The following is a 22,138-nucleotide window of genomic DNA, read 5'->3' on the forward strand; positions in this document are numbered from 1 at the left end:
AAGCGTGTGACAGCGGCGCGCCAGCAGGCGTTTGGGTGCCCTAGGGCGACAGCCAGCGGTGGGCGGCCTGTGCATCCATCGGGGCCGACACCAGAAAGCCCTGCACCAGGTCGCAACCCAGCCGGTGCAGTAGGTCTTTCTGGTTCGCCGTTTCGACGCCCTCGGCCACGGTCTTGAGCTGCAGGCTGTGGCCCATCTGGATGATGGCGGTGACGATGGCCACGTCGTCAGCGCTTTGCGGCGTGTCCATGACGAACGACCGGTCGATCTTGAGCTTGTCGATGGGGTAGCGCTTGAGGTAGGCCAGCGAGGAATAGCCCGTGCCGAAATCGTCGATGGTGACGCCCACGCCCAGCGTCTTGATGGCGTTGAGGGTTTCCAGCACCTGCCCCGTGTGGTGCATCAGCACCGATTCGGTGAGTTCGATTTCCAGGAACCGCGGTGCCAGCCCGGTGGCATGCAGCACGGCGGCTATTTCGCCGGCCACGTCGCGCTGGCGAAACTCCAGCGCCGACAGGTTGACGGCCACCGGCACCATGGCCAGGCCTTCGTCCTGCCAGGCCTTGAGCTGGCGGCAGGCCTCGTGCATGACCCAGCGGCCAATCGGGGTGATGAGCCCACGCGATTCGGAGAAGGTGATGAATTCGTCCGGGCCCACCAGGCCCCGCTCGGGGTGGCGCCAGCGCACCAGGGCCTCAAAGCCCTGCAGCGAGCCGTCGGCCAGGGAGATCTGCGGCTGGTAGTGCAGCACGAACGCGTTGTTGGCGATGGCCTCGCGCAGCAGGCGCTCCTGGTGCAGCACGTCGGTGGCGCGCACGTTCATGCCGGGCTGGTAGAACTGCCGGTTGCCCCGGCCACTGTCCTTGGCGTAGTGCATGGCCGTGTCGGCGCAGCGCAGCAGCCCTTCGGCGGTGTTGTCGTCGCCCGGAGACACGCTGATGCCGATGGAGGGCGACATCGTGAGCGGCAGGTGGTCCACGGTGAAGACGCTGCGCATGGCATCAAGCAGTTTGTCGGCCACCAGGGCGGCGTCCTCGGGCGAGTGGATGTCGGTCAGCACCGCCACGAATTCGTCGCCGCTGAGCCGTGCCACCAGATCGGTGTCGCGCACGCTGTGGCGCAGGCGTTCGGCCACATCGCACAGCAACTGGTCGCCAGCGTGGTGGCCCAGCGAATCGTTGACGGTCTTGAAGTGGTCCAGGTTGATGAACAGCACCGCCACCATGAACTTGCGCCGGCGTGCCATCGACAGCACCTTGCCCAGCTGTTCCATCAGAAAGCGGCGATTGGGCAGCTGGGTCAGGGTGTCGTGCAGTGCCAGAAAGGTTTCGCGCTCCTGTGCCTCTTTGCGGGCCGTGATGTCGCGCACCACCACCACGCGGTAGTCGGAATGCAGTTGCGGCATGGTCTTGCCCACCACCTCGACGGGGATGGCGTGCCCGTCCTTGTGCCGAATGGTCACCTCATAGGGGTCTTCGCGGCCCGAGCGCGTGTACTCATAGGCCACGGCCCGCCACTCATGGCTGATGAAGTTGAAGATCGACAGGCCCATCACTTCCGGCAGGGTGTAGCCCGTAAGCCGCGTCAACGCTTCGTTGCCGTCAGTGATCAGCCCGTCGCGGTGAAAGAGAATGGCTTCATCGGTGATTTCGGTGAATTTGCGCATGCGCTCTTCACTCTGGCGCACGGTACTCTCGGCTTGCCAGCGGTCGGTGATGTCCGTGATCAGCACGAACGAGCCCAGTTGTTGTTTCTGCGGGCTGAAGTGAGGGATCAGGTTGACCTCGATCATGCGGGACTCTCCGCTGGGGATGGTCTGTTCGCGCATGTACTTCACATGCTCCCCGCGGGTCGAGCGCTCGATGTAGGGCTGTATGGCCAACCAGGCCTTGTTGCCAATGGCCTCCTGCACGGTCAGGCCCACGATGGATGCGACGGAATGCCCGTTGTAGGCGGCATAGCCCTGGTTGGCAAACTGGCAGCGCAGGCCGGGCAGGTCGAAATAGGCCATCAGAGCCGGGACGGAGTCGGCGATGAGACGCAGCAACGCATCGCTGGAGCCCTGGGGACCAGAAATGGAGGCTTCTGTGGTCAGTTCTTGCATGTTGGGGTGCCGGTTACACCAGTTACATCGGTTATAGCCGATTGACCTGACGCGAAGCCTAAGGGCAACTCCGCATGGTGGGCGGCACGGCGTGCCGGTTGCTCCGTGCTATTTCTGTCACCATGTTGCAGGGTCTGTAAAGAAAGGTGTATGAGCCCCATGCAGGATTTTGCAGATTTTTCTACGGCGCTGGCCGTGCTGGCGAGCGCGGCCGGATGCGGCTTGCTGATGGGCATCGAGCGGGAGCGTCGCAAGGGGGCAGGGCCTGACCGGGCGCTGGCCGGGGTCCGGTCGTTCACCCTGGCAGCCATCGGCGGTGCCACCGCCGCGCTGACTGGAATTCCTGCACTGATGGCGGTTGGGGCGGCATTGGTGGCGGCCCTGACGGTGGTTGCCTATGCCCGGGACCGCTCTGGCGACCCGGGCGTGACCACCGAGATCGCCCTGCTGCTGGCCTACCTGATCGGAGTGACCTGCGCGCGCGATCAGTTGCTGGCCGCAGCCCTGGCGGTGGTGGTGACCGGGCTGCTGGCGCTGCGGGACACGCTGCACCAGTTTGCCAACCAGTGGCTGCAGCCCGGCGAGGTGCGCAGCGGGCTCATCTTGGCCGCGCTGGCCTTGCTGGTGTATCCATTGGCGCCGGACACACCCCTGTGGCAGGGGGTGCTGAACCCCCAGGTGATGGTGCGTCTGGTGATTGTGCTGCTGGTGATCCAGTCGCTGGCGCATGTGGCCAAGCGCCTGATGCAGGCACGCCATGCGCTGGCGCTGTCGGCGCTGGCGTCTGGGTTTGTGTCGAGCACGGCCACCATTGCCAGTCTGGGCATGGAGGTGCGCGCCGGGCGGGGCGCGCCGCGTGCCCATGCGGGGGCTGCCGTGCTTTCGTGCGTGGCCACCATGGTCCAGATCGCCGTGGTGGCCACCACCGTACAGCCGCAGTGGCTGGCGCGGCTGTGGTTGCCCGCACTGGCGGGGGGTGTGTGGCGGCCGCTTTGGGATGGTGGAGCGGGCGGGGCACGGCGCACCGGCTGGCGTCTGCACCTGATGCCGAGGCGGTGCCCGGCGTGTTGCCCGATGCCCCCATGTTCAAGTTGCGCGATGCCTTGCTCATTGCGGCCTTGCTCACGGGTATTCAGGTGGGGGTGCATCTGTTGACGGCGTGGCAAGGCGACGCGGGCATGCTCGCAGGCGCCCTGCTGGCGGCGCTGGCGGATGTGCACGCAGCCACCGCAGCGGTGCTGGTGCGGGGCGGCCCGGACAGCGCGGCGGGGCCCGCCATTGCTTCGGCCCTGATGGCTGCGCTGCTGGTGCACGCCTGCAGCAAATGTGCCGTGGCACTGGCCAGCGGGGGCTGGCGCTATGCGCTGGCCGTGGCGCCAGGTATCGTGGCGCACACGCTGGCATTTGTGGGCGTGTTTGCCCTGCAATAGCCCCCAGGGTGAGGTTGGAGCGGCACACCTTGCGGCGCTTTATGGCCCCCTCTGCGTGCGCTGGCGTGCCCGCGCACAAGGGCGCACCGGATAATCGCCCCATGACCTCCAAAGAAAACGCCGCCAGCACTGATTTCAGCGCGCTGGCCCTGAGCCCCGCCACGCTGGCCAATTTGCAGCAGCTGGGCTATACGCAGATGACGCCCATCCAGGCGGCCAGCCTGCCGCCCGCCTTGCTCGGCAAAGACCTGATCGCCCAGGCCAGCACGGGCAGCGGCAAGACCGCCGCATTTGCCCTGGCGCTGCTGGCCAACCTCAACCCGCGCCGCTTTGCCGTGCAGGCGCTGGTGCTGTGCCCCACACGCGAGCTGGCCGACCAGGTCACCTCCGAAATCCGCCGCCTGGCGCGGGCCGAAGAAAACATCAAGGTCGTGACCTTGTGCGGCGGTGTGCCGCTGCGCGCGCAAACGCTGAGCCTGGAGCATGGCGCGCACATCGTGGTCGGCACGCCTGGCCGCGTGATGGACCACCTCACGCGCCAGCATCTGAGTCTGGAAGCCCTGAACACCCTGGTGCTCGACGAAGCCGATCGCATGCTCGACATGGGCTTCTTCGATGACATCGTTGTGGTTGCCAAGCAGTGTCCCAAAGAGCGCCAGACCCTGCTGTTCTCGGCCACCTACCCCGAAGGTATCGCCAAGCTCAGCGCCCAGTTCATGAAGACGCCGGTGCAGATCACGGTGCAGGCCCAGCATGCCGAGGGCAAGATCGAACAGCGCTGGTACGAGGTGAAGAACAGCGAGCGCCTGCACGCGGTGTCGCAGCTGCTCAACCACTTCCGTCCAGAGTCGTCGATTGCGTTTTGCAACACCAAGCAGCAGTGCCGCGACCTGGTGGGCGTGCTGCAGGCCCAGGGCTTCAGCGCACTGGCGCTGTATGGCGAGCTGGAGCAGCGCGAGCGCGACCAGGTGCTGGTGCAGTTTGCCAACCGCAGTTGCTCGGTGCTCGTGGCCACCGACGTGGCGGCGCGCGGGCTGGACATTGCCAACCTGGCCGCCGTCATCAATGTGGACGTGACGCCCGACCCCGAGGTGCACATCCACCGCATCGGCCGCACGGGCCGGGGCGACGCCGAAGGCCTGGCACTCAACCTGGTCAGCATGGACGAGATGGGCTCAGTGGGCAAGATCGAAGTGCTGCAGGGCCGCGAATCGCGCTGGTTCCCCGTGGCCGAACTCACGCCCACGGGCAGCGGCCCCCTGGTGCCGCCCATGGTCACCATCCAGATCATCGGCGGCCGCAAAGAGAAGATCCGTGCGGGTGACGTGCTGGGAGCACTCACCGGGGAGATGGGCTTCACCCGCGAACAGATCGGCAAGATCAACGTGAACGATTTCTCAACCTATGTGGCGGTGGACCGCGCCATTGGCGCGCAGGCTGCACAACGTCTGAACCAGGGCCGCGTCAAGGGCAAGGCCGTCAAGGCGCGGCTGGTGACTGGCGAAGAATGATCAGCCTGTTGCAGCGCGTGCGGCAGGCGCGCGTGGAGGTGGACGGGCAGGTCGTAGGCGCTATTGGCGCGGGCCTGCTGGTACTGGTGTGCGCCGAGCGGGGCGACACCGAGGCCGAGGCCGACAAGTTGCTGGCCAAGATGCTCAAGCTGCGCATCTTCAGCGACGACGCGGGCAAGATGAACAAGAGCGTGCAGGACCTGGACGGCCAGGGCGGGGCCGGCGGCCTGCTGCTGGTCAGCCAGTTCACGTTGGCGGCCGACACCACGGGCGGCAACCGCCCCAGTTTCACGCAGTCGGCGGCCCCCGATGAGGGACGCAGGCTTTATGACTACTTGGTGGCACAGGCCCGCGCTGCCCATCCCGAGGTGGCCACGGGCCGGTTTGCGGCCGACATGCAGGTGCACCTGGTGAACGACGGACCGGTGACGATTCCACTGCGCGTGGCGCCTGCTGCCGGGTAGCCGCTCTTCCCACTCGTGCTCGCCTTCGGCGATTTCATTTCAGTCACGGTGATGGTGGTGTGCGGGGCTACGATGTGTTTTTTCGGAGGATTTGTCCATGTACGAAAAGATTCTGGTTCCTGTGGATGGCAGCGCCACCTCGCTCACAGGGTTGCAAGAAGCCATTGCGCTGGCGCGGGTGATGGGCTCGACGATCCGGTTGCTGCATGTGGTGGATGAAATCTCGTTCATGACGAGCTTCGAGTCCAGCATGGCACTGACCGCGGAAGTGTTTGACACGCTCAAGAAGACGGGCCAGGACGTGCTGCAGGACGCCCAGAACCGGGTGCGTGCGGCCGGCGTTCCGGTGGAGGCCGAGCTGTACGAAAGCTACGCCGGGCGTGTGAGCGATCTGGTCATCGCGAAAGCCAAGGAATGGGGCGCGCAGCTCATCGTGCTGGGCACCCATGGCCGGCGCGGCGTGGGCCGGATGCTGCTGGGCAGCGATGCCGAGCAGGTGCTGCGCCAGTCGCCGGTGCCGGTGCTGCTGGTGCGCGGCGCCTGATCAGCGTGTGTGTTGGCCACTGGGCGAGCACTTTCCGGTTCGCTCCCGGGCCATCAAAACCATTCCATCATGACGCCTTCTTCTGGCGCATCTGCGCAGAGTTTCTGGACCCTGTCTGCGCAGGCCCTGTGCGCCCAGTTGCAGTGCACGGCGGAGGGTCTGACCGACCTTGATGCGCAGGCCCGGCTGGCGCAATACGGGCCCAACGCCGATGCCCCGCCGCAGGCCAAAGGGCTGCTGGCGGCGGTCGGCCGGCGGCTGCGCGAGCCGTTGTCGCTGATCCTGCTGGGCGCTGGCGCGGTCTCGGTGGTTACGGGCGATGGCGTGGGCGGCGGCATCATCGTGACCATTCTGGGCCTGTCGATCGGGCTCGACACCGTGCAGGAAGGGCGGGCCAATCGTGCGGCCGAGATGCTGCGCCGGTCTGTGGCGCTGCGTGCCGAGGTGCTGCGGGGCGGCGTGTTTCGCCAGGTGCCGGTGGAAGAGGTGGTGCCTGGCGACGTGATGCGCGTGCGCGCGGGCGACATCATCGCCGCCGATGCCCTGGTGATGGATAGCGAGGCCTTCACGGCCGGTGAAGCCGCCCTGACCGGCGAGCCCTATCCCGTGGAAAAGCGCCCCGGCGTGGTAACCGCCACCTCGCCGGGCGAGGCCAGCAATGCCCTGTTTCGCGGCGCGGTGGCGCAGACGGGCGAGGCGCAGGCGCTGGTGGTGGGCACCGGCCGCAACACGCTGTTTGGCGCCGCCGCCGCCGTGCTGGGCGAGGGGCAGGAGGTGTCGGCCTTCCAGCGCGACATGCATGCCTTTGGCCTGATCACCGCCCGCCTCACGCTGGCGCTGGTGGTGGTGGTGCTGGCCACGCACATGCTGTTTGGCCGCCCGGTGCTCGAATCGTTGATGTTTGCGGTGGCACTGGCGGTGGGGCTTACGCCCGAGCTGCTGCCCATGATCACCACCGTGACGTTGTCGCGCGGCGCCTTGCGCATGGCGGGGCGCAAGGTCATCGTCAAGCGGCTGGCGGCCATTCATGACCTGGGCGCCATGACGGTGCTGTGCACCGACAAGACCGGCACGCTGACCAGTGCCGAGATTGCCCTGTCGCGCAGCCTGGATGCCGCCGGACAGGACGATCCGCAGGCGGCCCGGCTGGGCGCCATTGCGGCCAGCCTGGGCGGCGACCGGGGCGCGCTGGATGCGGCGCTGCTGGCCAGCCACCCCGAGGCGGCGCAGGGCTGGAGGATGCTGCAGCGCCATGCGTTCGATTTCACCCGCCGCGTCGGCAGCGTCTGGGCCGAGGGGGCGGACGGGCGCCTGCTGATCGTCAAGGGCGCGCCCGAGGCGGTGCTGGCCCTGTGCATGCGCCACCGCGTGGGCGGCGCGGAGCAACCCCTGGGCGACGCCGGGCGGGCGCAGGGGCTGGCGCGGGTGCATGCGCTGGCCCAGGACGGGCTGCGCGTGGTGGCCGTGGCCTCGCGCAAAAGGCCCGACAGCGCCAGCGCTGCGCGAGCGCTGACCGTGGCCGACGAGACCGACCTCGTCTGGGAGGGCCTGTGCGCCTTTGCCGACCCGGCCAAGCCCACGGCGGCGGCGGCCATTGCCCGGCTGTCGGCGGCCGGCGTGCGCCTGAAGATCCTGTCGGGCGACGACCCCATCGTGGTGCAGCGGCTGGCGCGGCAGGTGGGCTTGCGCGCCGACCAGGTGCTGACCGGCGCTGATTTGGCCGCCCTCACCGACGATGCCCTGGCCGTGCAGGTGCAGTCGGTGGACATCTATGGCCGCCTCGCACCCGACCAGAAGGCGCGCATTGTGCGGGCGCTGCGGTCGCGTGGGGCAGTGGTGGGCTTCCTGGGCGACGGCATCAACGACGCCCCCGCGCTCAAGGTGGCCGACGTCGGGCTGTCGGTGGAAGGCGCCAGTGGCGTGGCCCAGGCAGCGGCCGACATGATTTTGATGGCATCCGACCTGGAGGTGGTGGCCGATGGCGTGGAGGAGGGCCGGCGCACTTTCGTCAACATCCTCAAATATGTGCGCATGGGTGCCAGCTCCAACTTCGGCAACATGCTGTCGATGGCGGTGGCCTCGCTGTTCCTTCCGTTCTTGCCCATGCTGCCCACGCAGATCCTGCTGAACAACCTGCTGTACGACTTTTCGGAAATCGGCATACCGCTGGACACGGTGCGTCCCGAGGCCATTGCGCAACCCCAGGTGTGGGACATGCAGGGCTTGCTGCGTTTTGCCGGCACCATGGGGCCGCTGTCGTCGCTGTTCGATCTGGCCACGTTCGGTGGGCTGCTGTGGCTGTTTCAGGCCACGCCCGAGGAATTTCGCACGCTGTGGTTCATGGAGTCGATGGCCACGCAGATTCTGGTGATCTTCATCATCCGCACCCGCGCCCGGCCATGGCGCGATCTTGCGCACCCGGCCCTGGTGGCGTCGTCACTCATCGCCTTGCTGGTGGCCATGGCGCTGCCGTTCACGCCGGTGGGCGCCTGGTTCGGTTTTGTGGCGCCCCCCGCCGATATGCTGGCGGGCATGGGCGCGCTGGTGCTGGGCTATCTGGTCTGTGCGCAGTGGCTCAAGGCCTACGCGCTGGCGGATCGCTCCCGCCCGCTGGCGCCGCGGCGTTAGCCCGGCAATTGCCCGGGCCTACTGCCGCCAGAAAAACAGTCCCGCCATCACCAGCCCTGTGGCCACGATGCCCCAGCGCAGCCAGGGCGCCGGAATGCGCCGCGCCACGCGCGCGCCGCCGTAGCCGCCCAGCGTGGCGGCCACCATCATCAGCAATGCCTCGCGCCACAGCACCAGGCCGCCAGCGGCATAGATGGCCACGGCAATCGCGGTGAGCAGGGCTGACACCCAGTTTTTCAGGCCATTCATGGCGTTCAGGTTCGTCTGGCCCAAAAGGCCGAACAGGGCCAACAGCAAAATGCCCAGCCCGCCGTTGAAGTAGCCGCCATATGCCGCCACGGCCAGCACGCCCGCGGTGGCCTTGGCGGTCGACGGCTTGCCACCGGCCAGCAGCCGGCGCAGTTGCGGCCCGAACGCAAACAGCGCCGTGGCCGCCAGCAGCAGCCAGGGCACCACGCGGCGGAAGGTGGCGTCGGGCGTGACCAGCAGCAGCGCCGCACCCGCCGCACCGCCGATGAGCGACAGCACCACCAAGAGGCGCATCGACAGCCCGGGCGGCGGGGCGGTGTCTTCGCGAAAGCCCCAGGCGCCCGCCATGTAGCCGGGCAGCAGTGCCACGGTGCCGGTGGCATTGGCCACCACGGGCGGCACGCCGGTGAAGACGAGGGCGGGCAGTGTCAGAAAGCTGCCGCCACCGGCGACGGCATTGAGGGCGCCGGCAACGAAGGCGGCGGTGAGCAGCAGGGCAATTTCGAACATGTCTCTCCTGATGGCTTGGGGCGTTTTGCGGCTTGCACCGAAGGGAGGATGGTAGGGGCTGGCGCCGTTCCCGCCCTTCGCGGTTTTGTGAATCTGCTGTGCGCAAAAGTGGCGCAATCGCGGCGCGGCCCCGCAGGGGCAAGAGTCAGAGTCAGACGCGTTGCTTGCCCAGTTTGCGGCTGAGTGTGCGGCGGTGCATGCCCAGTCGGCGCGCGGCTTCGGAGATGTTGAAGTCGGTTTCTGCCAGCACCTGGTGAATGCGCTCCCATTCCAGGGTCTTGATGGAACTGGAGCGGTTGCTCAGTTCGACATCGGCATTGCCTTCCTGCAGGCCGAAGGCGGCTTCGATGTCATCGGTGTTGGACGGCTTGGCCAGGTAATGCGCCGCGCCCAGCTTGATGGCCTCCACCGCGGTGGCAATACTGGCGAAGCCGGTCAGCACCACGATGTGCATGGGAGCGTGGTGCACATGGAGCTTGCGCACGCAGGCCAGGCCCGATGCCTCGCCCTTGAGCTTGAGGTCCACCACCGCATAGTCGGGGGTGTGTTCGGTCAGCAGATCATCCATGCGCGCCACGCTGTCGGCGTGCAGCACCCGGTAGCCACGCCGCTCGAACGAGCGTGCCAGGGTGCGGGCAAAGGCTTCGTCATCCTCCACGATGAGCAGCAAGCGTTCAGTGTCCATGGGTGCCTTGTGTGCTGTCCTGCAGTGCGATGTTGGCCAGTGCCATCGTGATGGTGACTTCTGCGCCACCCTCGGGGCGGTTGCGCGCCACCAGGCTGCCGCCCAGGGTGCGTGCCACGTTCATCGACAGGAACAGGCCCAGCCCGCCGCCAGGGCGCCCCTTGGTGGACTGGTAGGGTGTGCCGATTTGCGCCAGCACCTCTGGCGAAAACCCCGGCCCCCGGTCCGTTACCACGATGCGCAACGCATCGTCATCGCGCTGCGAGAGCAGGGCCACCCAGTCGGGTGACGCGTCCCGGGCATTGTCCAGCACATTGAAAACCATTTGCTGGAGCGTGGTATCGGCGACCATGGGGCTGTCGTTCTGGATGCGGTTGTCATAGACAAACGTGTCGATCGAGCGCGTGGCGCGCCAGTCACTGACCAGGGTGTCCAGAAACTGGCAGACCGTGGTCTGGCTGGAGTCTTCGCCGCGCGTTTCGCCCGCAGTCAGCAGGATGCCGCTCACGATGGCCTTGCAGCGCTGCACCTGGGTTTGCATTTCGGCGATTTCTTCCTGCAGCACCGGGTCTGTTGCCAGGGCCGGGATGCGCCGCCAGTCGCCCAGGATGACGGCCATGGTGGCCAGCGGGGTGCCCAGCTCGTGCGCGGCCCCCGAGGCCAGCAGGCCCATGCGGACGATGTGTTCTTCCTCGGCTGCCCTCTGGCGCGCCGCAGCCAGCCGTGCATCGCGCCGGCGCAGATCGTGGCTGATGCGCGTGATGAAGATGACCACCAAAATGGCGTTGATCATGAAGCACACCAGCAGACCCAGCACATAGGGACTGGCCCAACCCTCGTGCAGGTTGGTGGCCAGGGGCAGCGGCTGGCTGTGCTGTGCCAGCAGTACCACGCACGACGATGCGACCAGCACGATGAACCACATGTAGCCTGCCCGCAACAGCATGGCGCTCACGGCAATCTGCAGCAGGTACAAAAACACGAAGGGGTTGCTGATGCCCCCGCTCAGGTACAGCTGCGCAGTCAGTGCGGCCACATCCACCAGCAGGGCGAGAAATATCTCGACATCGTGAACGCTGCGTCCGCTGCGCCAGCGCACCAGGCTGGCCAGGTTGAAGAGCGCCATGCAGCCCACGATGGTGAGCATCTCCTGCAGCGGCAGGGGCATGCCCAGGCTGTAGTGGGTGGCTTCGATGGTGAGCAGTTGGCCCACTACGGCGATCCAGCGCAGCTGGATTAGCTGGTGCAGGTTCTTGAGGCCGGCGGATGCATTCGCAAAGCGGGCCTTGCTCGAGGGCGGGATGGAAGGGCTTGCGCTACTGTTCATGGGCGGGGTCTTTGCTGCGGGACGTACGCAGCCGGACCTCGTAGCGTGCCATAACCCCCGCCGCCACCACAACCAGGAGTGCCATTCCAAACCATGTGAGCGCATAGACCAGGTGGGTGTTGGCAAAGCGCACCACCGTCATGCCCTGGCGCGGCCACGGACCCTGCGGTGACGAGGAAAGTTCTGTCGTGCTGGCGCCTTGCAGCGCAGGTATGCCTGCATCCACAAAGAATGGTGCAGCCTGCGTGAGTTGGCGGCTCCGGGCAATGGCTGCTACGTCGCGCGAATGCCAGCGTTGCGCCGCCGGGTCATTGCGGCGCAAGAATCCACCGCCAGGCTCGCTCATGCGCAGCAAGCCTTCGACCGTGACGGGTTCCGCCGCTGCAATGGCCTGGCGTCCCTGCCACTGTGCGCGCTGCTCCGGTGGAATGAATCCCCGGTTGACCAGCACCTGCGTGCCATCGGTCAGTTGCAAAGGGGTGAGCACCCAATAGCCCGACCCGAGTGCGGTGGTGGCCTGTGTCAGCACGGTTTTTTCTGCCAACCATTGCCCCTGCAGGCGCACGGCTTGGTATCCATGCGTGGCAGCATCCACCTGGGGCCACTGTGCCTGAGGAGGCAATGCGCCGGGCGCTGCCTGGATGCGCTGCGTGACGCGCTCGATGAGGTCGAGTTTCCAGGCGCGGCGCTGCACCTGCCACACACCCAGTGCGATGAATCCCATGAAAAGCGCGATGCCCACCAAAGTGAGCATCGCCAGGGTTGCGTTGGAATGCGGGCCCTTGCGGCCCGCCTGCGGTGTGGACACAGTGGGGAGGTGCCGGTCAGGGGGCGGTGTTGTGCGCAGCACCCGGCCCGTGCTGCGCCGCGGCGGTCGCCTGCGGGTGCTCGGGCATCATGTTGGTGTTCATGTGAAACATGACCCACAGCGTGCCGGCGATGGCAATGGCCACAAACACCACGGTGAAGATGGTGGACAGCAGGGTCCAGCCGCCTTCGACCTTGCCGTTCATGTGCAGGAAAAACACCATGTGCACCAGGATCTGGATCACCGCAAAGCCACCGAGTACCAGCACGGCGGTGTTGCGGTCGGCAATCACCTTGGCCATGACCAGCCAGAACGGAATGGCGGTGAGGATGATGGACAGCACAAAACCGGCCATATAGCCCGAGAAGGTGCTGTGCGGGCCATCATCATGGTGACCGTGATGGTCGTCATGCCCATGGGCATTGTGTGTGTGTTGTGCGCTCATTTACAGCACCCCCATCAGGTACACAAAAGTGAAGACACCGATCCAGACCACGTCCAGAAAGTGCCAGAACATCGACAGGCACATCAGGCGGCGAGTATTCGCAGGGATCAGGCCATGCTTGCCAATCTGGACCATCAGCACCACCAGCCAGATCAGGCCAAAGGTGACGTGCAGACCGTGGGTGCCCACCAGCGTGAAGAACGCCGACAGGAAGGCGCTGCGCTGCGGGCCTGCGCCCTGGTGGATGAGGTGCGAGAACTCATACAGCTCCAGACCCAGGAAGCAAAGGCCAAGCACCCCGGTGACTGCCAGCCAGGCGAGTGTGGTCTTGACGTTTTGCTTCTGCTTTTCCAGCATGGCAAAGCCGAAAGTGATGGATGACAGCAGCAGGAAGGCCGTGTTGAGTGCCACCAGCGGCAGGTCAAACAGCTGCGCGCCCGTGGGACCGGCCGCATAGCTGCGGCCCAGCACTCCGTAGGTGGCAAACAGGGCGGCAAAGATGAGGCAGTCGCTCATCAGGTACAGCCAGAAACCCAGGGCCGTGCCGTTTTCGGGATGGGGCTCATGTGCGAGGTGGTACTCGCGCTGGGCCAGGGCGCCTGCGGCGGCGCCAGCGGGGAGGCGGATATCAGACATGGCGGGCCAGTTGGAGTGTGCGGGCTTCTTCGGTGGAGATCACTTCGGATGCCGGGATGTAGAAGTCACGCTGGTAGTTGAACGTGTGGACGATGGCGGCCAGCAGCAGCGCGGCAAACGACACGCCTGCCAGCAGCCACATGTGCCAGATCAGTGCAAAGCCGAAGACCAGCGACAGGGCCGATATCACTGCTCCCGAGCCCGTGTTGGCAGGCATGTGGATGGGGGCAAAACCAGTGTGCGGCCGCTGGTAGCCGTGCTTCTTCATGTCCCACCATGCGTCAATTTCATGCACCACGGGAGTGAAGGCAAAGTTGTAGTCGGGCGGGGGCGAGGAGGTGGCCCATTCCAGCGTGCGCGCATCCCAGGGGTCGCCGGTCCAGTCGCGCAGCTGCTCGCGCTTGAGGTAGCTCACCACGATCTGGATCAGGAAGCAGGCGATGCCCAGAGCAATCAGGAAGGCGCCGAACGCCGCGATCTGGAACCAGATTTGCAGCGACTGGTCTTCAAAGTGGTTGGCGCGGCGTGTCACTCCCATCAGGCCCAGCACATACAGCGGGCCAAACGCCACCCAGAAGCCCACCACCCACAGCCAGAACGAGCGCAGGCCCCAGGTGCGGTCAAGCTTGTAGCCAAAAGCCTTGGGGTACCAGTAGTTGATGCCGGCAAACAGGCCAAACAGCACGCCGCCAATGATCACGTTGTGGAAGTGGGCGATCAGGAACAGGCTGTTGTGCAGCACGAAGTCGGCCGGAGGCACGGCCAGCAGCACGCCGGTCATCCCGCCGATGGCAAAGGTGATCATGAAGGCCACCGTCCACATCATGGGCAGCTCGAAGCGGATGCGGCCCTTGTACATGGTGAACAGCCAGTTGAAGATCTTCGCGCCCGTCGGGATCGAGATGATCATCGTCGTGATGCCAAAGAAGGTGTTCACGCTCGCGCCCGAGCCCATGGTGAAGAAGTGGTGCAGCCACACCAGATACGACAGGATGGTGATCACCACCGTGGCATACACCATCGAGGTGTAGCCAAACAGGCGCTTTTTGCAGAACGTGGCCACCACCTCGGAGAAGATGCCAAAGCAGGGCAAGATCAGGATATAGACCTCGGGGTGGCCCCAGATCCAGATCAGGTTCACGTAGAGCATGGGGTTGCCGCCCAGTTCGTTGGTGAAGAAGTTCGTGCCCACGTAGCGGTCCAGCGACATCAGCACCAGCGCGGCCGTCAGCACGGGGAAGGACGCAACGATCAGCGCGTTGGTGCACAGGGCCGTCCAGGTGAAGACGGGCATCTTCATCAGGCTCATGCCGGGCGCGCGCATCTTGATGATGGTCACGATCAGGTTGATGCCCGACAGCGTGGTGCCCACCCCGGCAATCTGCAGCGCCCAGATGTAGTAATCCAGCCCGGTGCTCGGGCTCTGCGCGCCCAGGTTCGAGAGCGCCAGCCAGCCCGAGGTGGAAAACTCGCCCAGGAACAGCGACACCATCACCAGCACGGCGCCGGCAGTGGTCATCCAGAAACTGAAGTTGTTCAGGAACGGGAAGGACACGTCGCGCGCGCCAATCTGCAGCGGCACCAGGTAGTTCATCAGCCCCGTGACCAGCGGCATGGCTACGAAGAAGATCATGATCACGCCGTGCGCGGTGAAGATCTGGTCGTAATGGTGCGGCGGCAGGTAGCCGAGGTTGTCGTCAAAAGCCATGGCCTGTTGCAGGCGCATCATCACGGCATCGGCAAAGCCGCGCAGCAGCATCACCAGGCCCAGGATCATGTACATGATCCCGATCTTTTTATGGTCGATGCTGCAGATCCAGTCGCGCCACAGCGGGCCCCACAGGCGGAACTTGGTGATGCCCGCCATGACGGCGATACCGCCCAGTACGACGGCGATGAAGGTCCACAGCACGATGGGCTCATGCGCCATCGGTACGGCGTCCCAGCTCAGTCGGCCCAGAGCCCAGTGGGAGGGAGAAACGGTTTCGGAGAACATAGGGAGACTCATTGGCGGAGGCTGGCACCGGATGTCGGTGCGTTGCGGTTGTCGATGGCGGCCACCACCTGGGCGGCGTTCTGCGCGGTGCACCAGTCCTGCGGCAGGTTCAGGCCTGCGGCGCGCACATAGGCATCACCGCCATGGGCGTCGATGGCCATCATGTGGTGCATGCACATCTTTCCGTCTTCCACGCAGCGGTTGAGCACCTTGTCGTACAGGCCTTCTTCCACGCTGGCAAAGCGCTGGACGGGATCGCGCTCGCTGGGCTTGGCCAGGTTCAGGTAGGCGCCCTTGTCCAGGGGCTTGCCTTCCGTCTTTGCTTTTTGCACCCACTGTGCAAAGTCATCGTTGCTCAGACCGTGGAACTTGAAGGTCATGCCCGAGAAGCCCGCGCCGCTGTAGTGCGACGACATGCCCTTGAATACGCCGGGCTTGTTGATCACCGCGTTCAGCTCTGTCTGCATGCCCGGCATGGCGTAAATCATTCCGGCGAGGTCCGGCACGTAAAACGCGTTCATGGTGGACGTGGCTGTCAGCTTGAACAGGATGGGGCGGTCCACCGGGGCAGCCAGCTCGTTCACCATGGCAATGCCTTGCTCGGGATAGAAGAAAAGCCACTTCCAGTCCATCGCCACCACCTGCACCTCCAGCGGCGTCACGTTGGCGGCCAGAGGACGCTGGGCGTCGATGCGGTCCAGCGGACGATAGGGGTCGAGCTTGTGGGTGCCGATCCAGGTCAGCGCCCCCAGGGCGATGATGATGAGCAGCGGCACGGTCCAGATCACCAGCTCCAGTGTGGTGGAGTGGTGCCACTCGGGGTCGTATTCGGCCTCGGTGTTGCCCTGGCGGTACTTCCAGGCAAAAAAGAGGGTGAGCGCGATCACCGGCACGATGATGACGAGCATCAGCAGCGTGGCGGTGATGACCATCTGACCTTGTTGGGCTGCGATATCGCCGGCCGGGTTCAGAACGACCGCCTTGCTGCAGCCGGCGAGTAAGGTCGTCATGGCGACGGCTGCAAGCCAGGCGGGCCTGCGAAGTTTCTTGTTTTTGAGCATGCTGGGGGTGGCGCGACCACGAAGTGCTTAGGGGTAAACGCGAGTGACTGAGGATTCGCAATGTAGTACTGCCAGCGAAATTGTCCATTGGACATTTTGTCCAAGATCAATGATGCCCCGCCGGTTTTGTGCTTGTCTCGGTGGTTTTCCTGCGTCTTCTGCGCACGGCAATTTGCCCATTTTGGGGTGCTGGTCATCAGGGTTTTCCTATGGGCCAAGTCCGCAAAAGCGCTGCGACAAGGGGGCTTTCCGGTGTAGAACAGAGCTGTTCGCATCCGTTGCTTGAGGAGTGTCAATATGGTCAGCCAAATTTCTGCCGCACTGCCTGTGCCCAATTTTGAGAGTTCGGTGTCGCTGGCGCGGGCCCATACCGATGAGGATGTGACGCCCGGCGAGATCGCGGTGGGGGTGATCATTGGGCGGTCGTCCGAATACTTTGATTTCTTTGTGTTCGGCATTGCGAGCGTGCTGGTTTTTCCCTCGCTGCTTTTCCCGTATCTGTCGCGGCTGGACGGCACCTTGATGGCCTTTGCCATCTTTTCACTGGCGTTTGTGGCGCGGCCGGTGGGCACGGCGATTTCCATGGCGGTGCAGCGGCGCTGGGGGCGGGGCACCAAGCTGACGCTGGCGCTGTTCCTGCTGGGGGCGTGCACTGCGGGCATGGCGTTCTTGCCCGGCTACGCGTCGGCGGGAGGCAAGGCCATTGCTGCGCTCGTCATCCTGCGCATCGGGCAGGGGCTGGCGTTGGGGGGCACCTGGGATGGTTTGCCCTCGCTGCTGGCCATGAGCGCTCCCCAGGAGCGGCGCGGCTGGTTTGCCATGATCGGGCAGCTGGGCGCCCCAGTGGGTTTCATTCTGGCGGCCAGCCTGTTTGCCTACCTGTACAGCAGCCTCAGTGTGGCTGAATTCCTCGACTGGGGATGGCGCTATCCCTTCTTTGTCGCCTTTGCCATCAATGTGGTGGCCCTGTTTGCCCGTTTGCGCCTGGTGGTGGGCCAGTCGTATGCCGAGCGGTTGCAGCAGCTTGAGCTGCAGCCGGTGAGCGCAACCCAGGTGATGCGCCATGAAGGCGGCAATGTGCTGCTGGGCGCCTTTGCCGCGCTGGCCAGCTTTGCGTTGTTCCATCTGGCCACGGTGTTTCCGTTGTCGTGGATTGCCATGTATTCGGAACAATCCATCACCGAAGTGCTCAGTGTTCAGATTGTGGGTGCTTTGCTGGCAGCTGCCGCCATGGTGCTGTCCGGGTGGCTGGCCGACCGGGTGGGGCGACGCAATCTGCTCGGTGCCATGGCGGTCTTGATCGGGCTGTTCAGCTTCACCGCGCCCTGGCTGCTGGGCGCCGGCCAGGTGGGCAACAACGTGTTCCTGCTCGTCGGGTTTGTGCTGCTGGGGCTGTCGTATGGTCAGGCATCGGGTACGGTCACGGCCAATTTCTCGGCCCGATACCGTTACACCGGGGCTGCGTTGTCGGCCGACCTGGCGTGGCTGCTCGGGGCTGGCTTTGCCCCTTTGGTGGCTTTGGGGCTTTCGGCCCGGTTTGGCGTGGGGGCCGTATCGCTGTATTTGCTGTCGGGGGTGGTGTGCACCCTGGCGGCCCTGCGTATCAACCGGCTGATCGAGCGCAAGGAGTGACTGTGCCGATGGGGATGCGCCCCAGCGGCGCGCCCCGCCTTGGTTGCGCTTATCTGGCGTAGGGGTCGGCAAACCCCAGCTCCTGCAGGATGGCGGTTTCGTAGGCCTCCATCTCGTCGGCATCGGCGGTGCTGGTTTCGTGGTCCCAGCCCTGGGCGTGCAGCGTGCCGTGCACCAGCAGGTGGGCGTAGTGTTCTTCCAGGCTCTTGTTCTGCTCGTGCGCCTCGCGCTCGACCACGGGGCGCAGAGCACCAGGTCGGCGGTCACCACGGGCTCCTGCGTGTAATCGAAGGTGAGCACGTTGGTGGCGTAGTCTTTCTTGCGGTAGTCGCGGTTCAGTTGCTGGCCTTCTTCGGCATCGACGATGCGCACGGTGATCTCTGCATCGGTGGCCAGCGCGTGGCGAATCCAGCGCGTGACCTTGTGGCGCGGCAGCACGGCGCGGTGGGCGGCGGCGCCGTCAAAACGGCCGAACTGCAGCGACAGGGAGAGTTGATTCAAGGTCATTTATGCCTTTGGCGCTTATGTATCAAGCGCTAATAGCTATTAAATAAGGAGCATTCATGCGGCCCGACCACGCAGGGCCGGCGCGCGGCGTGGCGCGTCATAGGCGTCCACAATGCGCGCCACCAGCGGATGGCGCACCACGTCGGCGCTGGTGAAGCGCGTCACGGCGATGCCCTTCACGCGCTTCAAGACGCGCTCGGCGTCGATCAGGCCGCTCATGGCGCCCTTGGGCAGATCAATCTGGCTCACGTCGCCCGTCACCACCGCCTTGGCGCCAAAGCCGATGCGGGTGAGGAACATCTTCATCTGCTCGGGCGTGGTGTTCTGCGCTTCGTCGAGGATCACAAAGGCGTTATTCAGCGTGCGCCCGCGCATGAAGGCCAGCGGGGCGATTTCGATGGCGTTGCGCTCGAACGCCTTTTGCACCTTGTCGTAGCCCATCAGCTCATAGAGGGCGTCGTACAGCGGCCGCAAATACGGGTCCACCTTCTGCGCCAGGTCGCCCGGCAGAAAGCCCAGACGCTCACCCGCCTCGACGGCGGGGCGCGTCAGCACGATGCGCTGCACGGCGCTGCGCTCGAGCGCATCCACGGCGCAGGCCACGGCCAGATAGGTCTTGCCCGTGCCGGCAGGGCCGATGCCGAAGGTGATGTCGTGCGTGGCAATGTTTTCGAGGTACAGGTTTTGCGTGGGCGTGCGCCCGCGCAGGTCGGCCCGGCGGGTGTTGAGCACGATGGCGCCCTCGGGCGCCTCCACCAGCGAGCTGTCGCCCGCCAGCATGAGCTGCAGGTAGTCCTCGGTGATGGGGCGTTCGGCCATTTCGTACAGGGCCTGCAGCAACTCCATGGCCTGCGTGGCCTTGGCCTTGGGGCCGTCCACCTTGAACTGCTCATGCCGGTGCGCAATGCTTACCTGCAGGGCCACCTCGATGGTGCGCAGGTGCACGTCGGCCGGGCCGCACAGGTGCGTGAGGCGGGTATTGTTGTGGGGAGTGAAGGTGTGGCGCAGGATCACGCGGATAATTCCCGTTGGATCGCCGCAGGGCGCGGCAAAGGACATCAATGATAGGCAAATTGACCGGCACCCTGCTGGAGAAGAACCCGCCCGAGGTGCTGCTGGACTGCCACGGCGTGGGTTACGACGTGAATGTGCCCATGAGCACCTTCTACAACCTGCCCGCCGTGGGCGAGCGCGTGAGCCTGCTCACGCAGTTCATCGTGCGCGAGGATGCGCAGTTGCTGTATGGCTTTGGCACAGCGCCCGAGCGCCAGGCGTTTCGCGAACTCATCAAAATTTCGGGCGTGGGGCCGCGCACGGCGCTGTCCATTCTCTCGGGCATGGGCGTAGGCGATCTGGCGCAGGCCATCACGCTGCAAGAGGCGGGCCGACTGGTCAAGGTGCCGGGCATCGGCAAGAAGACTGCCGAGCGCCTGCTGCTTGAGCTCAAGGGCAAGCTGGGCGCCGACATGGGCGCGCACGCGCAGGTAACCAGTGATGCCCAGGTGGATATTCTGCAGGCGCTGCTGGCACTGGGTTACAACGACAAGGAAGCGGCAGCGGCGCTCAAGGCCCTGCCGCCGGATGTGGGCGTGAGTGACGGCATCAAGCTGGCGCTCAAGGCGCTGGCGAAATAGCCTCCCCCCCAATCTAACCAAACGAATCCAGGACGAGGTTGCCATGAAGTTTCGACAATCCAAGCAGTGGGTGTGCGTCGCCGGTGCGGCGCTGTTCGTGGTCGCCTGCGGCGGTGGTGGCGGTGGCGGATCGCCCGCGCCCGACACATCGGCCGCCGACCGGATCGAGCCGTTTGACCCGAGCATGCGCAGCGCGCCAAAGGCAGCGGCATCCCCGTTGCCTACCGCAGGGCGTGCACCGCAGGCCAAACCCGTTCGGCTGGGGCCGCTGGCGGCCACAGCGCTGCAACCACTGCAGAAAAAGGCAGCGTCTAACCAGAGCAACGGTGTGCGCCAGCAAATTGGCCTGGCCCGCGCCGTGGCCGCCACGGCCACTTCGTCGGGACTGCGTAGCCAGTTGCAGTGGTCCGCCACGGAGCGCGGCACGCAGCGTGCCGCCATCAGCTTTGAGGCGCAAGGTGCCCTGGGTGTGCGCCTGGGGCTGCGGGTGCGGTCGCTGCCGGCGGGCAGCACGCTGCGCTTTTATGCGCAGGCCGGTGAGGCGGTGTTCGAGGTGTCGGGCGAAGAGGTGCTCGGCACCATTGCGCGCAATCTGCAGGCGGGCGACACCGGCGACGCGGCAATCACCTACTGGAGCCCCGATTTCGGCGGCGCCGAGACCACGCTGGAGCTGGAGTTGCCGGCCAATGCCGACCTGGCCCAGCTCGACATCGGCGTGCCCACGCTGTCGCACTTTTATGTGGAGCCAGACCGCGCGGCGCAGTCCAGTCTGACCAAGGTGGGCGAGGCTGCCACTTGCAATATCGACGTGTCGTGTCGGCCTGAGTACAGCAGTGAAAGCCGCTCTGTGGCTCGCATGATTTTTGTGGAAAACGGCAGCACCTTTGTTTGCACGGGGACGCTGCTCAACGATGCGCAATCGAGCACCACTCCGTATTTTCTGACCGCCAACCACTGCGTCTCCACGCAGACGGCGGCGTCTTCTGTGACGACCGACTGGTTCTACCGCTCTGCCGCTTGCGACACCAGCGAGGTCAACGCGGGCGCGCGGCGCCTTCATGGTGGTGCGACCTTGCTGTACGCGCAGGCTGCTACCGACACGTCCTTCATGCGCCTGAACGCCGCGCCGCCAGCTGGTATTGTGTTTGCCGGCTCGTATTTTGGCGCCGTGGCCGAGGGGGCCGGAGCACTCAGCATCCACCACCCCCAGGGCGACTTGCAGAAGCTCAGTGAGGGTGCGGTGAAACAGTTCAACAACTGCACTTTTGAAACCTGCCAGGTCAGCACCTCGCAGGACGGGCGCTTTCTGGCCGTGGGCTGGAGTGCAGGTACCACCGAGGGCGGCAGCAGCGGCACGAGTCTGTTCCTGCCAATCGGCAGCAAACGCTATGTGGCAGGGCAACTGCTGGGTGGTGGCGCCACTTGCCAGAACCCCACCGGCTACGACTACTACGGCCGTTATGACCTGGCATTCCAGGCGGCCCTCAAAAACTGGCTGAAACCGGCGCCATGAGCCAGAGCGCACCACTTCCTCAGTGGTGCTCCATGGCATAAATCTTCAGTCTGACGACTTCGCTTCCGCGCCCACTAAGCGCGTGGTCCCGGCTGTCGCGGCATCGCCCGCAGAGGCCGGTCCCACATTGGCGGCCAGCGCCACTTTCTGGTTAACAGCGTTCTGCACCCCTGACCACGCGCCCGGACAGTCTGTAGACAAACCTCGGCAAGAGGGCTGCCGCCTCGCACCTGCGGTCAGCAAACCACTGCCGTTCCGTCAAAACACCTGCAAGAAAACCCAATTCGGGCCCGGCCGCGATCACCGTGCGGGGCTTGCTGCTTTTTGCGCGCTGCAGTATTCAGGTGTTTGGACTACATCTAGTTATTAAAGTTACTGATTAAATTGAAATAACGGTAGAGAGATTAAATAAATCAAGGACGGCACCAGATTTGTTTGGCACTTGCACCCCATC

Annotated in this window: 19 protein-coding genes and 1 pseudogene; 9 read left to right on the plus strand and 11 right to left on the minus strand. The window is 65.2% G+C overall.

Annotation, left to right across the window (positions count from 1 at the left end):
- Positions 1-40: 40 nt before the first annotated feature.
- Positions 41-2,104: a putative bifunctional diguanylate cyclase/phosphodiesterase gene (locus tag CBP34_RS02165; protein ID WP_094097158.1), complete on the minus strand. Its 2,064-nt coding sequence runs from the start codon at positions 2,102-2,104 to the stop codon at positions 41-43.
- Between the two features lie 150 nt (positions 2,105-2,254).
- On the opposite strand from CBP34_RS02165, the gene CBP34_RS02170 reads away from it, so the two are divergent.
- The 6 genes from CBP34_RS02170 to mgtA all read left to right on the plus strand — a co-directional run bounded on the left by CBP34_RS02170 (position 2,255) and on the right by mgtA (position 8,681).
- Positions 2,255-3,259 (plus strand): MgtC/SapB family protein, encoded by a 1,005-nt coding sequence (locus CBP34_RS02170; RefSeq protein WP_335622263.1) that lies wholly within the window; start codon positions 2,255-2,257, stop codon positions 3,257-3,259.
- Complete coding sequence (locus CBP34_RS20315; RefSeq protein ID WP_335622264.1) at positions 3,187-3,534, plus strand: DUF4010 domain-containing protein; 348 nt, start codon at positions 3,187-3,189, stop codon at positions 3,532-3,534. Before CBP34_RS02170 ends, CBP34_RS20315 begins: the two co-directional genes overlap by 73 nt.
- Before the next feature lie 101 nt (positions 3,535-3,635).
- A complete protein-coding gene (gene dbpA / locus CBP34_RS02175; RefSeq protein WP_094099022.1) occupies positions 3,636-5,045 on the plus strand; it encodes an ATP-dependent RNA helicase DbpA in 1,410 nt (469 codons plus the stop codon).
- A complete protein-coding gene (dtd, locus tag CBP34_RS02180; RefSeq protein ID WP_094097159.1) occupies positions 5,042-5,509 on the plus strand; it encodes a D-aminoacyl-tRNA deacylase in 468 nt (155 codons plus the stop codon). The genes dbpA and dtd overlap by 4 nt, the downstream gene beginning before the upstream one ends.
- Before the next feature lie 97 nt (positions 5,510-5,606).
- The gene (locus CBP34_RS02185; RefSeq protein ID WP_094097160.1) at positions 5,607-6,053 is read left to right on the plus strand and encodes a universal stress protein; all 447 of its coding nucleotides are present in this window, start codon (positions 5,607-5,609) and stop codon (positions 6,051-6,053) included.
- 69 nt (positions 6,054-6,122) lie between these two features.
- On the plus strand, positions 6,123-8,681 hold the full coding sequence (gene mgtA, locus CBP34_RS02190; RefSeq protein ID WP_094097161.1) for a magnesium-translocating P-type ATPase: 2,559 nt from the start codon (positions 6,123-6,125) through the stop codon (positions 8,679-8,681).
- An 18-nt stretch (positions 8,682-8,699) separates the two neighbouring features.
- On the opposite strand, the gene CBP34_RS02195 is transcribed toward mgtA, so the two are convergent.
- From CBP34_RS02195 to cyoA, 8 genes are all read right to left on the minus strand, one after another.
- Positions 8,700-9,440 carry a sulfite exporter TauE/SafE family protein gene (locus CBP34_RS02195; RefSeq protein ID WP_094097162.1) on the minus strand — a complete coding sequence of 247 codons (741 nt, stop codon included), beginning with the start codon at positions 9,438-9,440 and terminating at the stop codon, positions 8,700-8,702.
- 151 nt (positions 9,441-9,591) lie between these two features.
- On the minus strand, positions 9,592-10,125 hold the full coding sequence (locus CBP34_RS02200; protein WP_094097163.1) for a response regulator transcription factor: 534 nt from the start codon (positions 10,123-10,125) through the stop codon (positions 9,592-9,594).
- The gene (locus CBP34_RS02205; protein ID WP_094097164.1) at positions 10,115-11,452 is read right to left on the minus strand and encodes an ATP-binding protein; all 1,338 of its coding nucleotides are present in this window, start codon (positions 11,450-11,452) and stop codon (positions 10,115-10,117) included. The genes CBP34_RS02200 and CBP34_RS02205 overlap by 11 nt, the downstream gene beginning before the upstream one ends.
- Positions 11,442-12,260: an SURF1 family protein gene (locus tag CBP34_RS02210; protein ID WP_472231557.1), complete on the minus strand. Its 819-nt coding sequence runs from the start codon at positions 12,258-12,260 to the stop codon at positions 11,442-11,444. The genes CBP34_RS02205 and CBP34_RS02210 overlap by 11 nt, the downstream gene beginning before the upstream one ends.
- A 16-nt stretch (positions 12,261-12,276) precedes the next feature.
- Positions 12,277-12,705 carry a cytochrome o ubiquinol oxidase subunit IV gene (gene cyoD / locus CBP34_RS02215; protein ID WP_094097166.1) on the minus strand — a complete coding sequence of 143 codons (429 nt, stop codon included), beginning with the start codon at positions 12,703-12,705 and terminating at the stop codon, positions 12,277-12,279.
- A complete protein-coding gene (cyoC, locus tag CBP34_RS02220; RefSeq protein WP_094097167.1) occupies positions 12,706-13,341 on the minus strand; it encodes a cytochrome o ubiquinol oxidase subunit III in 636 nt (211 codons plus the stop codon). It abuts the gene before it with no gap.
- The gene (cyoB, locus tag CBP34_RS02225; protein WP_094097168.1) at positions 13,334-15,337 is read right to left on the minus strand and encodes a cytochrome o ubiquinol oxidase subunit I; all 2,004 of its coding nucleotides are present in this window, start codon (positions 15,335-15,337) and stop codon (positions 13,334-13,336) included. Before cyoB ends, cyoC begins: the two co-directional genes overlap by 8 nt.
- Before the next feature lie 8 nt (positions 15,338-15,345).
- Complete coding sequence (cyoA, locus tag CBP34_RS02230; protein ID WP_094097169.1) at positions 15,346-16,398, minus strand: ubiquinol oxidase subunit II; 1,053 nt, start codon at positions 16,396-16,398, stop codon at positions 15,346-15,348.
- A gap of 297 nt (positions 16,399-16,695) precedes the next feature.
- Between cyoA and CBP34_RS02235 the strand changes: the two genes are divergently transcribed.
- Positions 16,696-18,030, plus strand: a complete 1,335-nt coding sequence (locus CBP34_RS02235) for an MFS transporter (protein ID WP_094097170.1) — start codon at positions 16,696-16,698, stop codon at positions 18,028-18,030.
- A 49-nt stretch (positions 18,031-18,079) separates the two neighbouring features.
- Here the strand turns inward: CBP34_RS02235 and ybeY are convergent.
- Positions 18,080-18,537, minus strand: a pseudogene (gene ybeY / locus CBP34_RS02240) (rRNA maturation RNase YbeY).
- Between the two features lie 54 nt (positions 18,538-18,591).
- Positions 18,592-19,551, minus strand: coding sequence for a PhoH family protein (locus CBP34_RS02245; RefSeq protein ID WP_094099023.1), 960 nt, complete (start codon positions 19,549-19,551; stop codon positions 18,592-18,594).
- Positions 19,552-19,598: 47 nt separating this feature from the next.
- On the opposite strand from CBP34_RS02245, the gene ruvA reads away from it, so the two are divergent.
- Entirely contained in the window at positions 19,599-20,171 is a 573-nt protein-coding gene (gene ruvA / locus CBP34_RS02250; protein ID WP_094097171.1) for a Holliday junction branch migration protein RuvA, read from the plus strand.
- Between the two features lie 43 nt (positions 20,172-20,214).
- A complete protein-coding gene (locus CBP34_RS02255) occupies positions 20,215-21,684 on the plus strand; it encodes a trypsin-like serine peptidase (protein WP_094097172.1) in 1,470 nt (489 codons plus the stop codon).
- Positions 21,685-22,138 lie beyond the last annotated feature (454 nt).

It is taken from the genome of Acidovorax carolinensis, from assembly GCF_002157145.1.
Taxonomy (GTDB): Bacteria; Pseudomonadota; Gammaproteobacteria; order Burkholderiales; family Burkholderiaceae_C; genus Acidovorax; species Acidovorax carolinensis.

What these genes read in the sequence shown, in the direction of transcription:
- CBP34_RS02195 (WP_094097162.1), bottom strand. Translation starts at nt 9,440, where the DNA reads ATGTTCGAAATTGCCCTGCTGCTCACCGCCGCCTTCGTTGCCGGCGCC.
- CBP34_RS02200 (WP_094097163.1), bottom strand. Translation starts at nt 10,125, where the DNA reads ATGGACACTGAACGCTTGCTGCTCATCGTGGAGGATGACGAAGCCTTT.
- ruvA (WP_094097171.1), top strand. Translation starts at nt 19,599, where the DNA reads ATGATAGGCAAATTGACCGGCACCCTGCTGGAGAAGAACCCGCCCGAG.
- dbpA (WP_094099022.1), top strand. Translation starts at nt 3,636, where the DNA reads ATGACCTCCAAAGAAAACGCCGCCAGCACTGATTTCAGCGCGCTGGCC.
- CBP34_RS20315 (WP_335622264.1), top strand. Translation starts at nt 3,187, where the DNA reads ATGTTCAAGTTGCGCGATGCCTTGCTCATTGCGGCCTTGCTCACGGGT.
- CBP34_RS02235 (WP_094097170.1), top strand. Translation starts at nt 16,696, where the DNA reads ATGGTCAGCCAAATTTCTGCCGCACTGCCTGTGCCCAATTTTGAGAGT.
- cyoA (WP_094097169.1), bottom strand. Translation starts at nt 16,398, where the DNA reads ATGCTCAAAAACAAGAAACTTCGCAGGCCCGCCTGGCTTGCAGCCGTC.
- CBP34_RS02165 (WP_094097158.1), bottom strand. Translation starts at nt 2,104, where the DNA reads ATGCAAGAACTGACCACAGAAGCCTCCATTTCTGGTCCCCAGGGCTCC.
- CBP34_RS02255 (WP_094097172.1), top strand. Translation starts at nt 20,215, where the DNA reads ATGAAGTTTCGACAATCCAAGCAGTGGGTGTGCGTCGCCGGTGCGGCG.
- cyoC (WP_094097167.1), bottom strand. Translation starts at nt 13,341, where the DNA reads ATGTCTGATATCCGCCTCCCCGCTGGCGCCGCCGCAGGCGCCCTGGCC.
- dtd (WP_094097159.1), top strand. Translation starts at nt 5,042, where the DNA reads ATGATCAGCCTGTTGCAGCGCGTGCGGCAGGCGCGCGTGGAGGTGGAC.
- CBP34_RS02170 (WP_335622263.1), top strand. Translation starts at nt 2,255, where the DNA reads ATGAGCCCCATGCAGGATTTTGCAGATTTTTCTACGGCGCTGGCCGTG.
- CBP34_RS02185 (WP_094097160.1), top strand. Translation starts at nt 5,607, where the DNA reads ATGTACGAAAAGATTCTGGTTCCTGTGGATGGCAGCGCCACCTCGCTC.
- CBP34_RS02205 (WP_094097164.1), bottom strand. Translation starts at nt 11,452, where the DNA reads ATGAACAGTAGCGCAAGCCCTTCCATCCCGCCCTCGAGCAAGGCCCGC.
- cyoD (WP_094097166.1), bottom strand. Translation starts at nt 12,705, where the DNA reads ATGAGCGCACAACACACACACAATGCCCATGGGCATGACGACCATCAC.
- cyoB (WP_094097168.1), bottom strand. Translation starts at nt 15,337, where the DNA reads ATGTTCTCCGAAACCGTTTCTCCCTCCCACTGGGCTCTGGGCCGACTG.
- mgtA (WP_094097161.1), top strand. Translation starts at nt 6,123, where the DNA reads ATGACGCCTTCTTCTGGCGCATCTGCGCAGAGTTTCTGGACCCTGTCT.